14 protein-coding genes are annotated in these 14,784 nt (G+C 58.3%); 7 read left to right on the top strand and 7 right to left on the bottom strand.

The window, feature by feature from the left end; all coding sequences use genetic code 11:
- Positions 1-186: 186 nt before the first annotated feature.
- Positions 187-1,614: a sigma-54 dependent transcriptional regulator gene (locus BJL95_RS17145; protein WP_064031342.1), complete on the top strand. Its 1,428-nt coding sequence runs from the start codon at positions 187-189 to the stop codon at positions 1,612-1,614.
- Positions 1,615-1,630: 16 nt separating this feature from the next.
- Here BJL95_RS17145 and BJL95_RS17140 read toward each other — a convergent pair whose 3' ends face one another.
- From BJL95_RS17140 to BJL95_RS17110, 7 genes are all read right to left on the bottom strand, one after another.
- Positions 1,631-2,110, bottom strand: coding sequence for a cupin domain-containing protein (locus BJL95_RS17140; RefSeq protein ID WP_071159651.1), 480 nt, complete (start codon positions 2,108-2,110; stop codon positions 1,631-1,633).
- A 179-nt stretch (positions 2,111-2,289) separates the two neighbouring features.
- Entirely contained in the window at positions 2,290-4,167 is a 1,878-nt protein-coding gene (locus BJL95_RS17135) for a potassium transporter Kup (RefSeq protein WP_071159649.1), read from the bottom strand.
- A 193-nt stretch (positions 4,168-4,360) separates the two neighbouring features.
- Positions 4,361-5,068, bottom strand: a complete 708-nt coding sequence (locus BJL95_RS17130; protein ID WP_071159647.1) for a response regulator — start codon at positions 5,066-5,068, stop codon at positions 4,361-4,363.
- Positions 5,065-6,564 (bottom strand): DUF4118 domain-containing protein, encoded by a 1,500-nt coding sequence (locus BJL95_RS17125; protein ID WP_071159644.1) that lies wholly within the window; start codon positions 6,562-6,564, stop codon positions 5,065-5,067. The genes BJL95_RS17130 and BJL95_RS17125 overlap by 4 nt, the downstream gene beginning before the upstream one ends.
- Positions 6,565-6,615: 51 nt before the next feature.
- Positions 6,616-7,968, bottom strand: coding sequence for a sodium:proton antiporter NhaD (gene nhaD / locus BJL95_RS17120; RefSeq protein ID WP_254786844.1), 1,353 nt, complete (start codon positions 7,966-7,968; stop codon positions 6,616-6,618).
- Between the two features lie 358 nt (positions 7,969-8,326).
- Complete coding sequence (locus BJL95_RS17115) at positions 8,327-9,007, bottom strand: laminin B domain-containing protein (RefSeq protein WP_083386123.1); 681 nt, start codon at positions 9,005-9,007, stop codon at positions 8,327-8,329.
- Positions 9,008-9,059: 52 nt separating this feature from the next.
- Complete coding sequence (locus tag BJL95_RS17110; protein WP_071159639.1) at positions 9,060-9,590, bottom strand: hypothetical protein; 531 nt, start codon at positions 9,588-9,590, stop codon at positions 9,060-9,062.
- 401 nt (positions 9,591-9,991) lie between these two features.
- Here BJL95_RS17110 and cysT point away from each other — a divergent pair, with 401 nt between their 5' ends.
- The 6 genes from cysT to BJL95_RS17080 all read left to right on the top strand — a co-directional run bounded on the left by cysT (position 9,992) and on the right by BJL95_RS17080 (position 14,763).
- On the top strand, positions 9,992-10,819 hold the full coding sequence (cysT, locus tag BJL95_RS17105; RefSeq protein WP_071159638.1) for a sulfate ABC transporter permease subunit CysT: 828 nt from the start codon (positions 9,992-9,994) through the stop codon (positions 10,817-10,819).
- 9 nt (positions 10,820-10,828) lie between these two features.
- Positions 10,829-11,692 (top strand): sulfate ABC transporter permease subunit CysW, encoded by an 864-nt coding sequence (gene cysW / locus BJL95_RS17100; protein WP_071159637.1) that lies wholly within the window; start codon positions 10,829-10,831, stop codon positions 11,690-11,692.
- Between the two features lie 58 nt (positions 11,693-11,750).
- The gene (locus BJL95_RS17095) at positions 11,751-12,794 is read left to right on the top strand and encodes a sulfate/molybdate ABC transporter ATP-binding protein (RefSeq protein WP_071159636.1); all 1,044 of its coding nucleotides are present in this window, start codon (positions 11,751-11,753) and stop codon (positions 12,792-12,794) included.
- Positions 12,795-12,846: 52 nt separating this feature from the next.
- Complete coding sequence (locus BJL95_RS17090) at positions 12,847-13,752, top strand: LysR substrate-binding domain-containing protein (protein WP_071159635.1); 906 nt, start codon at positions 12,847-12,849, stop codon at positions 13,750-13,752.
- A 166-nt stretch (positions 13,753-13,918) separates the two neighbouring features.
- Positions 13,919-14,344 (top strand): YeeE/YedE family protein, encoded by a 426-nt coding sequence (locus BJL95_RS17085; RefSeq protein ID WP_064031354.1) that lies wholly within the window; start codon positions 13,919-13,921, stop codon positions 14,342-14,344.
- The gene (locus BJL95_RS17080; RefSeq protein WP_071159632.1) at positions 14,341-14,763 is read left to right on the top strand and encodes a DUF6691 family protein; all 423 of its coding nucleotides are present in this window, start codon (positions 14,341-14,343) and stop codon (positions 14,761-14,763) included. The genes BJL95_RS17085 and BJL95_RS17080 overlap by 4 nt, the downstream gene beginning before the upstream one ends.
- Positions 14,764-14,784 lie beyond the last annotated feature (21 nt).

The following is a 14,784-nucleotide window of genomic DNA, read 5'->3' as shown; positions in this document are numbered from 1 at the left end:
ACCTCGATGGGCTAAGACCTTGGTGCGGCGACCGGACGGCTAACTGGACGTTCCGTTGAGCATAGGCGTCGATCTTGCATAAAAAGTTGATATCCGCTTGCCGCCACGACTAAGAACCAACAGTCGCGTTTCGGCCGCCGCAATGGGTGACGGTTTCACTCGCCCACCACCGCCTTTCGCCAACTTATGAACGACAGTATCCTGATCATCGAAGACGAAGCCTTGTTAGGTAGCGAACTGCAGCGCTATTACGCCCGTATGGGGTTCGAGACCCTGCTGGCGGCCGACTGCGCTCAGGCCAGGGAGATACTCAGCAATCCGGATTTGCGGCCGTCGCTAATCTTATCCGATCTCAGTCTGCCGGACGGCAGTGGTCTGGACTTGCTGGAAGAAACCCGCGGCAATTTGTCTGACAGCGAATGGGTGTTTCTGACTGGTTACGGCGACGTGCCGGATTCGGTACGGGCCTTGCGTCTGGGCGCTTTCGATTTTTTGATCAAGCCCTGTCTGCAGGAGCAACTGGACATGGTGGTGCGTAGCGCGTTGCGTAGTGCCAAGGCCCAGAGGCGGATTCTGACCGACTCGGTCAACGCGGGCAAACGCTACGCGCCGGAAACTTTTCTCGGCAACAGCCCGGTCACCCGTCAGACCGGCGACATGCTGCGCCAGCTTAGCCAAGTGCCCTACAGTGCGCTGATTCTGACTGGCGAGACCGGCACCGGCAAAGGCTTGGCGGCCAGGATTCTGCATTACAACAGCGAACGGGCCAAGGAGCCGCTGGTCGAACTCAACTGCGCGGCCTTGCCGAAGGATCTGCTCGAGTCGGAATTGTTCGGCCACGAAGCCGGCGCCTTCACCGGCGCCAAGGCCCGCCATCGCGGGCTGATCGAACAAGCCCATCGAGGCACTTTGTTTCTGGACGAAATCGGCGAAATGCCCTTGGATCTGCAGGCCAAATTACTGAAAGTGCTGGAGGATCGCAAGTTGCGCCGCCTGGGCGGAGAGAAGGAAATCGACGTGGACATCCGCGTTATCGCCGCTACCAACCGGAATTTACAGGACGAAGTCAAAAACGGCGGGTTTCGTTCCGACCTGTATTACCGGTTGAGTGTGTTCGAACTGCGCTTGCCCAGCTTGTGCGAGCGCATTGGCGACTTGGACGATTTGGTGCCGGCCTTGATCGCTGAATTCAATTTACTGGCCGGCAAGCGGGTCAGCCAAGTATCGCCGCGCGCCTGGCAATTGTTGAAGCGTTATCGATGGCCGGGCAACGTGCGGGAGCTGAGAAATGTGTTGGAGCGTAGCGTGATTTTATCGTCGTCCCAGCAGTTGCCTGAACAATGGTTGCCGAACGAGGATAACGGCGTCGCGGCGATTGCGCAGGAATCGGTGCGTCCGGCTTGCGTTTCGGATGTCTCTGCCGCCGACGGCCTCGTCGCGCGCCTGGAACTGCAGTTTCCGACCGACGGCAGCATGGGCTTGGAGGATATGGAGAGCGAAATCGTCCGCAACATGCTGGACCTTTGCCACGGCAACGTCATGGAAGCCGCCCGTATCCTGAAAACCACCCGCGAAAAAATTCGCTACCGGATCGAGAAATACAAGCTCCGTTAAGTTGAGCGGCGGAGACTCAATACGGGCGGCCGTCCTTGTGTAAAAACTGCCATTGGCCGGCTGCGTCCAACCGCGCCTGCAGGTCGTCGTCGGGATAAATGACCGTATCTCCGGGGGCGCGGTCGCCGATTTCCAGATAAACCACGTCGGCATCGGTGCGGTTGAGTAAATGATGGGCGTCGCCGTCGCCGGCCGGGAAGCCGGCACACATGCCGGCGCATAGCCGGGTCTCGCCTTGATCGGTGACCAAGCTCGCTTCGCCCGACAAGACGTAAACGAATTCGTCCTGTTCGGCGTGGGAATGCCGCAAGGCCGAGCGGGCGCCGGGCGCCAAACGGGTCAGATTGACGCCGAAATTGACCAGGCCGAACGCATCGCCCAAGGGCCGTTTTTCCCGGCCGGCCATTAGCGATGCGAAGGGTTCCGGATAGAGCGAGCGACGGACTCGAGGCGGCACGTCCTCGGCGAAGATGGCGATAGGTTTTTGGCCGGTCATGGTTGTAAGGTCCTAGAATTAAATGGTTCGCGAAAGTATGGCCGGAAATTCGAAACCCACGGCGGCGAACCGAATAAGAACTTGGCGGCGGCGTCTTTCAGAATTTCGCTCGTCATGCGACGAGTCGCCGAAAAAATGGTCCGATCGCCTCGCCCGCGGCCGCCGTTGTCGCCGCGAGTTTACAACTCGATTCGTATCCCCAGTTCGATGACGCGATCGACCGGAATCTTGAAATATTCGATCGCGCTGGAGGCGTTATGGAATAAAAAGCGGAACAGCGGGCGTTGCCATTTGGGCATCGGACAGCGGCGGCGGAACGAGAGTTTTTCGCTGGCGATGAAGAACGACGCATGTTTCTGATCAATGATCAAACCCTCGCGGGCGCAGAGTTGCAAGGCCCGGCGCACATCTTGTTCCTCTTGGAAACCGAAATACATTTTGACCCGGTAGAAACTGTTGTTTTCCCCGAATAGTCGGATTTTGATGCGTTGAGCCTCGTCTACGTAAGGAACGTCCTTGGTGACGATGGTCAGAACGATCATTTGCTCGTGCAAGATGTGGTTGTGTTCCAGATTGTGCAGCAGGACCAGCGGTACGCCGTGCAGGGTTTTTGCCAGATAGATCGCGGTGCCGGGTACGGTTTTCAGTTTGCGGGTTTGCAGTCGGTTTTCCAATTCCTCGAACATCACCCGTTTTTCGTCCATGTGCCGGGCCAGTAACTGTCGGCCTTGGATCCAGGTGACGATGATGACGAACAGCGCCGCGCCGACTGTCAGCGGCAACCAGCCGCCTTCCGGAATCTTGATGCTGTTGGCTAGAAAGAACAACACGTCGAAACTTAAAAACAGCGACAGGAAACCGATGCTGGTGGCTTCGTTCCAACGCCACAACTCTTTGATGACGATGAAGGCCAGTATCGTCGTGGTAATCATCGTGCCGGTCACCGCCAGGCCGTAGGCCGAGGCCAGCGCCGAGGAGGAGCGAAATTCCAGTACCAGCACGAATACCGCCGCCATCAGCAACCAGTTGACCGCCGGGATATAGATTTGACCCATCTCGTCGCCGGAGGTGTGCAAAATCCGCATTCGCGGCGTGTAGCCCAGTTGTATCGCTTGGCGGGTCAGCGAAAACGCGCCGGAAATCACGGCCTGCGAAGCGATGACAGTCGCCAGCGTCGATAGCAACAGCAGCGGGTACAGCGCCCAATTCGGTGCCATCAGATAAAACGGATTTTCCACGGCGGCGGGATTTTCCAGTAGTAGCGCGCCTTGTCCGAAGTAGTTCAGTAACAATGCCGGAAAGACGAAACCAAACCAGGCGAACCGAATCGGTTTTAAGCCGAAATGCCCCATATCGGCATACAAGGCTTCGGCGCCGGTGATGACCAGCACGACCGATCCCATTACGACGAAACCCCGCCAACCAAGCTCGCTGAGCAGCGCTACGCCGTGGTAGGGATTAATCGCACCGAGGATTTGCGGATGGCTGGCGATGTTGACGATACCCAAGGCGGCCAAGCTGACAAACCAGACGCACATGACCGGAGCGAATAGCCGGCCGACGTGTTCGGTACCCTTGGCTTGCACCAAAAACAGCGCCGTCAGCACCGCTAGGGTAATCGGCAGTACGTAATGCTCCAGTTTGGGCGCGACGATCTGCAGGCCCTCGACCGCGCTGAGCACCGAAATCGCCGGGGTAATGATGCTGTCGCCGTAAAACAACACCGCGCCGATCAAGCCGGTGGTGATGATGAAGCCGGCCTTGCGCGGATCCTGTTTAGCCGTCTTCAGCGCCAGTGCCAGCAGGGCCATGATGCCGCCTTCGCCGTCGTTGTCTGCGCGCATGATGAAAATCGCGTATTTGGTGGTGACCACTAGCGCCAGCGACCAAAAGATCAATGACAGCGCGCCATGCACATGCGCGGTGTCAGTCGATAGACCGGCATGGAACACTTCCTTGACCGCGTACAGCGGGCTGGTGCCGATATCGCCGAAAACCACGCCGATGGCGCTGAGTGTCAAGGTTTTCAGTTGCGACGGGTTGGGGTTTGCTGACATGAAGTATCCGGGCAAAAGGCTGGGGCGGGCGGAAATTGGGGTGCGACTGCTAAAGGCAAAACGCCGGCCACTATAATGAATCGCGCATAAAAATGACGTAAAAAATCGCAGACTGGGCTACTAGCTGGCTCCAATTCCGTCCTGTCGAATCGTCGGCGACACAGCTTGTCTACGTGGTTGGATTCCATCGAGCCTACTCCTGTTCGCCGGCCGCTGCTTCGCAAACCAGGCGATAGCCGACGCCGACTTCGGTCAGTAAATAGCGTGGTCGGGCCGGATTGACTTCCAGTTTACGGCGTAACTGCCCCATGTAGATTCTCAAATAATGCTGGTCATGGACATGCTCGCCGCCCCAGACTTCCTGCAACAATTGGCGATGGGTGACCACCAAATCGGCGTGGCGGATCAACAAGCTTAGCAAGCGGAATTCTATCGGCGTCACCCTAACCTCGCTGCCGCGCATACAGACCCGGCGCCGCGCCATATCCACTTGCAGTTCCCCCGTCTCGAAAAGCTCTTGAGTCGCCGAGCCGCGCGCGATCCTTCGCAGCAAGGCTTGCAGGCGGGCATGCAATTCGCCGCTACCGAACGGTTTGGTCAGGTAATCATCGGCGCCGGCGTCCAACGCGGCGATTTTATTGTGCTCCTGGCTACGAGCCGACAGGATCAGGATGGGCTGGTCCGACAGTTGGCGCAAGCGGCGGGTTACGGCGATGCCGTCCATATCCGGCAGTCCCAGATCGAGTATCACCAGATCGGCTTGGCCGGCCAACGTCAGCCCGGTCTTGCCACAATCGGCCTCGGCGATGCGCCAGCCGCGATTTTGCAGACTGGTCTTCAGAAATCTACGAGTTTGGGCGTCGTCTTCAATCAACAGAATGCGGGGGGCCGACTCGTTCATACTAGTTCCTCGAGCGCGGTCGGGAGTGCTTGTTCGGGTTGCGGCAAATCGATGACGAACACCGCGCCCTTACCGGGCCGATTTTCGGCCCGAATCCGCCCGCCGTGGGCCTCGACGATGGTGCGGCACAGGGCCAGTCCAAGACCGACTCCAGTGTGCTGGGTTTCGTGGGCGCCCCGGAAAAATTTCTCGAAAATCTTGTTCTCCAGGCCGCCGGGAATGCCGGGGCCATAGTCCGCGACACACAAGCGGATGCCGCCTTCGGCGCGTTCGGCGGATAAATCGACCGGCGTACCGGGCGGCGTGTGTTTGATCGCATTTTCGATCAGGTTGACTAACACTTGCTCCATCAGCACGGCGTCGATTCGCATCAGCGGCAAGTCGTCGGGAATCCGGGTGCGTACCGGACGCCCTTGCAAACCGCTGTCGAGCCGATGCAGCGCACTGCCGACCAGTTCCTCGATCGCATTCCATTCCCGGTGCAGGACCCATTCGCCGCAATTCAGCCGGGCCATGTCCAACAACTTGCCGGTCAAATCCGACATGCGCCGGGCTTCGTCGAGTATCGTTTTCTGGCAGTCGTCGCGGTCGGCGACGCTCAGACGGTCGCGATGGTCGATCAGCGCGCCGACCGCGCCGACAATGCGCGTCAGCGGGGTACGCAAGTCGTGAGAGATCGAACTGAGCAATGCATTGCGCAGGCCTTCGGCTTCGGCTTGCAAGCGGGCTTCCCGCGCTTGGCCGGCGAATTGCAGGCGTTCCAGATTCAGCGCGATCAGATTGCAAAACGTCTCAAGAAAGGTGTCCGCTTCGCGACTATCCGAATCGGCCCGCTTCAGTATTAGGACGCCTTGCCGCGATTGCGAGCCGCATAACGGAAAATAGCGGGCCGCGGCGGTGGTGACCGTCCGATTGTCCCGAAAGGCCAGCGTCGCGGCCGCCGGGTCGAGTTCTTCCGCGAGGCGAGGTGGGAGTTGGTCCAGATCGGCGGCCGCCACCAGCCTGCAAACCGTGCCGAAGACTTGGAGGATGTGGCGCTCGGCGAGTTCGGTCACCCGTTCGCCGTTCTCGACGCCAGCCAAATCCCGGCTGAGTCGATACAAGGCGTCGCTGCGGGCTTCCCGTTGCCGGGCCAGTTCGGTCTGCTTTCGGGCTTGATTCTGCAATTTACTGGTGAGGTTGGCGACCACGACCATGACCGCCAAGCCGACCGCGTTTTCCAGATCGGAAATCGCGAACGAAAAAATCGGTCGGGCGAAATAAAATGCAAACATTGGCGCGCTGATCAGCGATGCGAGCAAAGAGGCGTTGCGGCCATAGCGACTGGCGACCAGAAACACGCCCAGCAGATAGGTCATCAGAATGCTGGCCTCGCCGAGCAGATGGCGTAGCGGCCAGGCCAGCGCGGTACACAGCAAGGGCGCGGCCACGCCCCAAGCGTAGCCGGTCAGGCGTTGGCGGGATTGATGTGGGGCGGCGAGCGAGTTGCGATTCATCGATAGCTTGCGGTACCTGCCGGGTTGGGTTTAAGCCTACGGAGTTCGGCCCTAAAAGGTAGCGGCGTTGATCCAGAAATGTACGCCGATGCTGGCGAAGTAAGCCAGTAAAATCACCGGACACCATTTCATGTGACTGGCGAAGGTGTATTGGCCTTTGGCTTGGCCCAACAAGCCGATGCCCGGCGCCGAGCCTATCGCCAACAAACTGCCGCCGACGCCCAGCGTCAAGGTCAGCAGCAACCATTGGCCTTGCGGGATATCCGGATGCATCGTCAGTACCGCGAACATCAAGGTGCCATTATCGACGAAGGCCGAGCAAAGTCCGATCATGACATTGGCCAGCGTCGGGCTGAATTGCCCATACAGTACCTGCGACACGGCATCCAAGTAGCCGATAAATCCCAAGCCGCCGATGCCCATCATCGCCCCGTAAAAAAACAACAGGGTATCCCATTCCAGGCGGCCGACTTTGTCGAATATATCCAGACGGCGGGCTTCGAATTCGGATTGTTGCATATCGCCGCCGCCGAAGAACAGCGAGAAATCCGATGGGATCGGTTTGGCGGGGTTGTCCGACTTTTGCAGGTAGAAGTAAAAGAATTGCAGCAGCGACAGTCCGGCCATCATGCCCGCCGCGGCCGGCAATTTCAGACTCATATCGAAACCCACCGCCAACGCGATCGTCACGCCGAATAAAAACAGAATCCGTTTGGCGCCGCGCGGCATCATCAATAACTCGGATGCCACGGCCGGCTTGGCGGCGGGTACCGCGAAGTGCATCGCCAGCGCCGGCACTAAGAAGTTGACCAGACAAGGCAGGAACAGTTTGAAGAATTCGGTGAAACCCAGCATGCCGTGCTGCCAGACGAATAGCGTCGAAATTCCGCCCAACGGACTGAAAGAGCCGCCGGCATTGGTTGCGATCACCACATTCAGACAGGCTAGGCTGACGAAGCGCGGGTTGTCCTTGCCGACCGCGACGACCACCGCGCCCATCAGTAAGCCGGCGGTCAGACCGTTGACGACGCAAGACACCAAGAACACCAGCCCGCCGGTGATCCAGAACAACTGCCGGTAGCTAAGTTGCTTGTCAACCAGCCAAATTTTCAGGGCCTTGAATAGCCCCATATCCTCCATCGCGTTCAGGTAGGTCATCGATACCATGATGAACAGCAGCAGTTCGATGTAGCTTTGCAAATTGCTCTTGAAGGCGGCAACCGCGACCGGTGCTTGGCCGAGTTGCCGGTAGGCCAGTACGATCAGAAACCAAATGAGTGTCGCTGCCAGCAACATCGGCTTGGATTTGCGCAATTGGGTGGTTTCTTCGAACATCGCGGCGATGTAGGCGGCGAGCATCAATACCAAGCTGGCGTAGCCGGCCCAATGCCCGGTCAAATTCATCGGTATCGGCGCCGTCACCGACTCGGCATGACCAGAAACTGGCCAAAACAGCAAGGCCAACGGCAGGGATGTCGCTAGTCCGGTTCCGCCAAGCGCCAATCGGATTGGGGGGAGTTGAATCCGACATTGTGACATGCTGTTTTCGCGGCCTCTCGCAGGTGTGTGGGGCGCCGGCGCGGGCGGCGCGGCGTGGATGCGAGGATTCTAGCGGCAGGGGCGTAAAAATGGCGTAAAGGCGGTGGTTCGGCTAACGATGCGGCGAACGTCGATTCCGACAGTGGTTATCCGAATTGGGAGCCTAAACCGGCCGCGCTTGATGTTGCAAGTTGCGGCCGGAAATGGCGTCTGCCCTGTTGTCTCAAGCGGCCGCGCGGCGACGGGCTGAGAGGATGTTTAGCCCCAACAGGCCGAAGCCGAATAAGGCCGCCGCTCCCGGCAACGGAACGGCGCCCAGGCGCACGTTATCGAGGCCGGCGGTTTCGACGATCCCGTCGGTGTATTCGGCGTGGATGTACAAGCCACTCAAATTGGACAACACGGTGCTGAAGTCGCCGATCGTGGCGAATGCGCCGTCGGTAGTCGCTACTCGCCATTCGGAGGACGGTGCGAAATTGACGCTAACCCGCGTCCAGCCGCTGTTCGGGACAATCGCGGGATCGCGGCGCCATAGCAGGCGTTGGCCTCCGCCGACCAGCATCAGGTCGGTGGTTTGCCAGTTGACCGCGCCGTCCCGGTAGGTTAAATCGTAGGAAAGTGCTTGAGCGGCGGTCTGGTTGCCCAGAAACGCCGCCGGCGCCGAAAACGTAAAATCGCCGTTGTCGGGATCGGTCGCGGCAATGTAATTGCCGGGATGGCCGCCTCCCAGGATGTGGTTGACGGCGTAACGGCCTTTCTCGGTGTAGTCGTTTCGACTGAAGTCGGTAAAGCTGACGACTTCCCAGCCTTCGCTATCGGTTTCGAAATTGCTGACGACGGTCGCGTGAGCCGCCGCGCCGTAAAACGCGGCGGCAATCATTGATACCAGTATGGATCGAGTCATGGCATGCTCCTTTTCGGGGTGGATAAAAACGTTAACCGGCAACAGCGCAGGCTTAGTTGCGGTAGTGATGTATCTCCGGCGGTCTACCCGGTATCAGCAGGCCTTGGTCGACCGCGATCGGCTTTTGGTCGCGCGGCGTTCGATAAATCCAGTAAGTAAAGTACAGCGAGCCGGGTGTGGCGACCGCGCGTTTCTCCAATTCGCGAAACGGGCCGACGTTGATTGCCCCTAACTGCGGGACCAGATTGATGTCGGTGGGACCGCCCAAGGTGTGCGGGATTGCGTGGCCGCGATGATAGAGCGGACCGGCGCTGAGCGGGTGGCCGGCCATCCGCGAGCGATCCCTGGGCTCGCCGTGGCGGCCCCGGCTGATGCCGAAGGCTGCTAACAGTCGCTCGGCGGCGATATCGAACAAATAGTTAAAGCCGCCGACTTCGGTTTCGACGACGTCGAATGCGATGCCGATTCGCCCGTAATCGTCCAGCCAGACCTTTATCAAGTACGGAATCACTTGGTCGTCGAAGACCCCTGGTCCACCGCTTGCCGCGGCCAGGAATTTCGTCAAGTCGGGATAGTTTGCCATTGGTGCTCCTGAAAAGCCCCGTTCGGAGGGTGCCGGGGACGGTTTGCCTAGCCGGGATTCTGATTCGACCACAGCCGACGCGCAAGTGGAATTTTACCGGAACCGACTAGATTGGTTTGCATCGGGGATGGCAGTCCGCAATACCGAATGGCTTTTGATGCTCATCGCTTGACGGGTACTTGATCGCTGGCAACAACGACACTCAGAGGGTACAAGCCGTTTTGCAATTCGAACTCGACTTGGAGTTCGAGAAATTCGGCTATCCAACCAGGTCTCGCGATGAGTGAGTATCTAAAATACAGATTTAGTTTTCTATTTATATCATTTCATCTGTTATTCGCAATTCTTTACCATTGGCTCCGACTATATCGTTTTACGCAATAACGGAGCGGAGAGGCGCGATGACGCAAAGCAAGATCATACCGGGCTTTAGGCCGGCGCTGGCCTACACGCTGTTTTATTTGGCGCTGGTGGTTTTGATTCCGCTGAGTACCTTGGTATTCAAGAGTTTGCAATTGGGATGGCAGGAATACCTGGACATCATCACGCATAAACGCGTGTTGGCTTCGTTTCAAGTCAGCTTCGGCACCGCGCTGCTGGCGGCCTTGGTGGCCGGCGGTTTTGGCGGCGTGATCGCATGGGTGTTGGTGCGCTATCCGTTTCCGGGTAAGCGCTTGCTGGATGCGTTGATCGATCTGCCGTTTGCGTTGCCGACCGCAGTGGCCGGGGTGGTGCTGGCGACGATTTATCAACCCAGCGGCTGGTTGGGCAAGTGGTTGAACGCCAATCTGGGGCTGCAGGTCGCTTACAAGCCGCTGGGTATCGTGGTGGCGTTGATCTTTATCGGCATTCCGTTCGTGGTTCGTACCGTCGAGCCGGTGTTGCAGGAATTCGATACCAATATGGAAGAAGCGGCGGCTAGCTTGGGGGCTTCGCGCCTGCAGGTGTTCGGCAAGGTGATATTTCCGAACATGTTTCCGGCGCTGCTAACCGGCGTGTCGCTGGCGTTCGCGCGCGGCATCGGCGAGTACGGCTCGGTGATTTTCATTGCCGGCAATCTGCCTTACGTCTCGGAAATCGTGCCGCTGCTGATCGTCACCAAACTCGAACAATTTCAATACGGCGCGGCGACCGCGATCGCGCTGACGATGCTGGTGGTGTCGTTCTTATTATTGCTTTTAGTGAATTTATTGCAGCTCTGGGTGCGGCGGCGCTCCGGGCAGATTTAGGAGTTAACCATGCATGCCACTGTACATGTCGTCGGCGACGGTGCCGGCCAAGCCGAGCGGAAAGCCTTGCAAGATCCAAGTTGGCTGCGTTGGAGCTTGGTCGCGGTTGCGGTCGGATTCATCGCGTTGTTTCTGTGCGCCCCGTTGATTCTGGTGCTGCTGCAGGCGTTCGCGAAAGGCTGGGACGCGTATTGGCAAGCCTTGGGTCAACCGGATGCGGTCGCGGCGTTGAAATTGACCTTGCTGGTCGCGGCAATCACGGTGCCGCTGAACACAATATTCGGCGTCGCCGCCGCCTGGACCATCACCCGTTTCGAGTTTCCCGGCAAAAGCTTGCTGACCACGCTGATCGATCTGCCGTTTTCGGTATCGCCGGTGATTTCCGGTCTGATCTTCGTATTGCTATTCGGCGCGCAAGGTTGGTTAGGCGATTGGTTGTCGGCACAACAGATCAAAATCATTTTCGCGGTACCCGGCATCGCGCTGGCGACGATATTTATTACCTTTCCGTTTGTGGCTCGCGAATTGATTCCGCTGATGCAGGAAATGGGCAGCGAGGAAGAGGAGGCCGCGTTGTCGTTGGGCGCGACCGGCTGGCAAACGTTCTTCAAAGTGACCCTGCCCAATATCAAATGGGCCTTGTTATACGGCGTATTGCTGTGCAATGCCCGGGCGATGGGCGAATTCGGGGCGGTATCGGTGGTGTCCGGCCATATTCGCGGCGTGACCAACACGCTGCCGTTGCACGTCGAGGTCAGCTACAACGATTACGACGCGGTCGGCGCCTTTGCCAGCGCGTCAATCCTGGCCGGCCTGGCGATTATCACGCTGGTATTGAAGAGTTTCCTGGAATGGAAGCAAGCCCGAGCCTAAAACACTCTCGGCCAAGCTTAAGCCAGTTCCCGAGCACCTTATTGATTGGAGTTCCAATATGAGCATTCTATTAGCCGACATTAGTAAAACCTTCGGCGCATTTCACGCGCTGCACAACATCGACCTGGAGATTCCGGAAGGCGAGTTGGTTGCGCTGTTAGGGCCTTCCGGCTGCGGCAAGACCACTTTGCTGCGGATTATTGCCGGCCTGGAGTCGCCCGACAGCGGTCGAGTCTTGTTGAGCGGCGAGGACAAAACCGACCAACATGTTAGCCGACGCGGCATCGGCTTCGTGTTTCAACACTATGCCTTGTTCCGGCACATGACGGTGTTCGACAACGTGGCGTTCGGTTTGCGGGTCAAGCCGCGCAAGCAACGTCCCAGCGAAACCGACATCGCCAAGAAGGTCCACGCGCTGCTGGAGCTGGTACAACTGGATTGGCTGGGCGAGCGCTTTCCGGATCAGTTATCCGGCGGCCAGCGCCAACGGATCGCGTTAGCCAGAGCCTTGGCGGTCGAGCCCAACGTGCTGTTGCTGGACGAACCCTTCGGTGCGCTGGATGCCAGCGTCCGTAAGGATTTGCGGCAATGGCTGCGCAATCTGCACCAGGAACTGCACGTCACCAGTATTTTCGTGACTCACGATCAGGAAGAAGCGATGGAAGTCGCCAGCCGGGTCGTGGTGTTGAACCAGGGCCGGATCGAGCAGGCCGGCGCGCCGGCCGAGATTTACGATCACCCGGCCAATGCCTTCGTGTCGCGCTTCATCGGCCAGACCAACGTGATCCATTTATCCGCGCAAGATCAACACTGGTTGGCGCGGGCGGGAATCAGTTTGGACGAGCCGGACGGCTTGATCGCCCATATTCGCCCGCAGCATATCGACGTCACCAAGGCCGGGGCCGCGTCGCCGTCGCAAATCACGTTGAAGGATTGGCAGCACCTGGGCTCGACGATACGGGTGGAATTGCTGAATCCGCAAGACAACGGTTCCGGGGCCAGATTGTTTGCCGAGATGCCTAACGAGCTGTTCACGCAACTTCAGTTGAACAAGGGCGATCGGGTCGATCTGCAAATACGGCAGGCACATTGGTTCAATTAACGCGGTAGCCGAACTCAGCCGTTTGTGGCGATTCGGCAAGGTAGGGAACTCTATGAATTTGAATCAACTGGAATTGCTGCGCGCGTTGCGGGAAACCAATTTCAACCAATCGAAGGCCGCCGAAAAGCTGCACGTGGTACAGTCGGCCGCCAGCCGGCAATTGCAATTGCTGGAAGAGGAATTGGGCTCGCCGATCTACGAACGCCAGGGCAAAAAGCTGTTGCGGCTGACGCCGTTCGGCGAACGTATCATGGAGCAGGTGGAACGCATCACCCAGGCCAAGAAAAACATTCAGGTGATGGCCGACGACTTTCGCGATAATCGCAACGGCGCGTTACATATCGCCACCACCCACACCCAGGCTAAATATCTGCTGCCGGGGCCGGTGCAGCGTTTTCGCGGCAAATATCCCGGCATCACGATTTACATGGTGCAATCGGCGCCCGAGCAACTGATTGAGCAGTTGTTCCAGCACAAGGCCGACATCGTCATTTGCACCGAAAAACTGGTGGAAGACGAAAAACTGGTGGTGCAGCCTTGTTACGACTGGCAGCATATTGCGGTGGTGCCGCGGCATCATCCGCTGGCGCAGGGGGATATCAGCTTGGGACGTCTGGCGGCGTTTCCGATATTGACCTATACCCACGGTTTTACCGGCCGTTCCAATATCGAAAAGGCTTTCAAAACCGCCGGCAAGCCGCTGGACATTACGTTGGCGGCCGCCGACTCCGATGTGATTAAAACCTATGTTCGGCTCGGTTTGGGTGTCGGCATCATCGCCGATATTTCCTATCAGCCCGAGGAAGACAGCGATCTGGTGGCGCTGAATCTGGCTCACTTGATTCCGCGTTCGGTCACTAAACTCGCTTATCTGAAGCAGCTCTATCTGCCGGCCTATCTACGCTACTTCATCAGCGAATTGCTGGAGGGCCGGCCAGCCGGGCGATTTCCGGGCTGATTGGGTTAAAGTTGAGTGCAATTTCGGTTAACTACCTGGCGCACGACGCGGTTTGACGGGCAACGATACCTTGTCGCCAACCTCGGCGAACAAAGGAGGGGTTGCGCGAAGTCGCGGGGCCCACGTGTTTCTGATTTAATACACGGGTTTTTTCCGGATTTAATACATGAACCTTTCGACGATTTTATCTTCACTAGCCGGCGGCGCGCTGATCGGGCTGTCGGCGGCGTTGCTGCTATACACCCACAAACATACCGCCGGAATTTCCGGAATTGCCGCTGGATTATGGCAACGCGATGCCGGCTGGCGCGCTTGGTTTCTGGGCGGTTTGTTGATCAGCGCGCCGCTGTATCGCTTGGGCGGCGGCGAGATTGCGATGACGCTCGATCATTCTCCGGCGTGGCTGGCGGTGGCCGGCTTGTTGGTCGGTTACGGTACCCGTCTGGGCAGCGGCTGCACCAGCGGCCACGGGGTATGCGGTATCGCCCGCTTGGCACCGCGTTCGCTGGCGGCGACCGCCACTTTCATGCTTTGCGCGGGCGCGACCGTTTACGTGGTTAGACATATCCTCGCGGCAGGACAATCGTTATGAAAGATAGGGTGTACTTATTTGGATACGGTTTGTTGTTCGGTTTTGGCTTGATCGTCGCGCAAATGACCAATCCGGCCAAAGTGTTGGCGTTTCTGGACGTCGCGGGCGCTTGGGATCCGAGCTTGGCGTTGGTCATGATCGGCGCTTTGGCGACCTTGGGGGGCGCGCGCTACTGGATGCATCGCGATAACAGCGTTGCCGATCACGAGTTGGAACTATCGGTCGGGACTCGGGAGTCGAATCAAATAGATCGCAAATTATTGATCGGCTCAGCCATTTTCGGTATCGGTTGGGGATTGTCCGGGTTTTGTCCAGGACCGGCCCTGGTCGGATTGACCGGTGGGGACGCCGGAAACTATGCTTTCGTCTCGGCGATGTTCGCCGGATTTTGGTTGTTCAAACGCTTAAACCGATCCTAGCCGTCGTTGCTGGTTCGGTCG

Source organism: Methylomonas sp. LWB (assembly GCF_001856095.1).
GTDB classification, from domain to species: Bacteria; Pseudomonadota; Gammaproteobacteria; order Methylococcales; family Methylomonadaceae; genus Methylomonas; species Methylomonas koyamae_A.
This window is presented reverse-complemented; position numbering and strand designations above follow the sequence as displayed.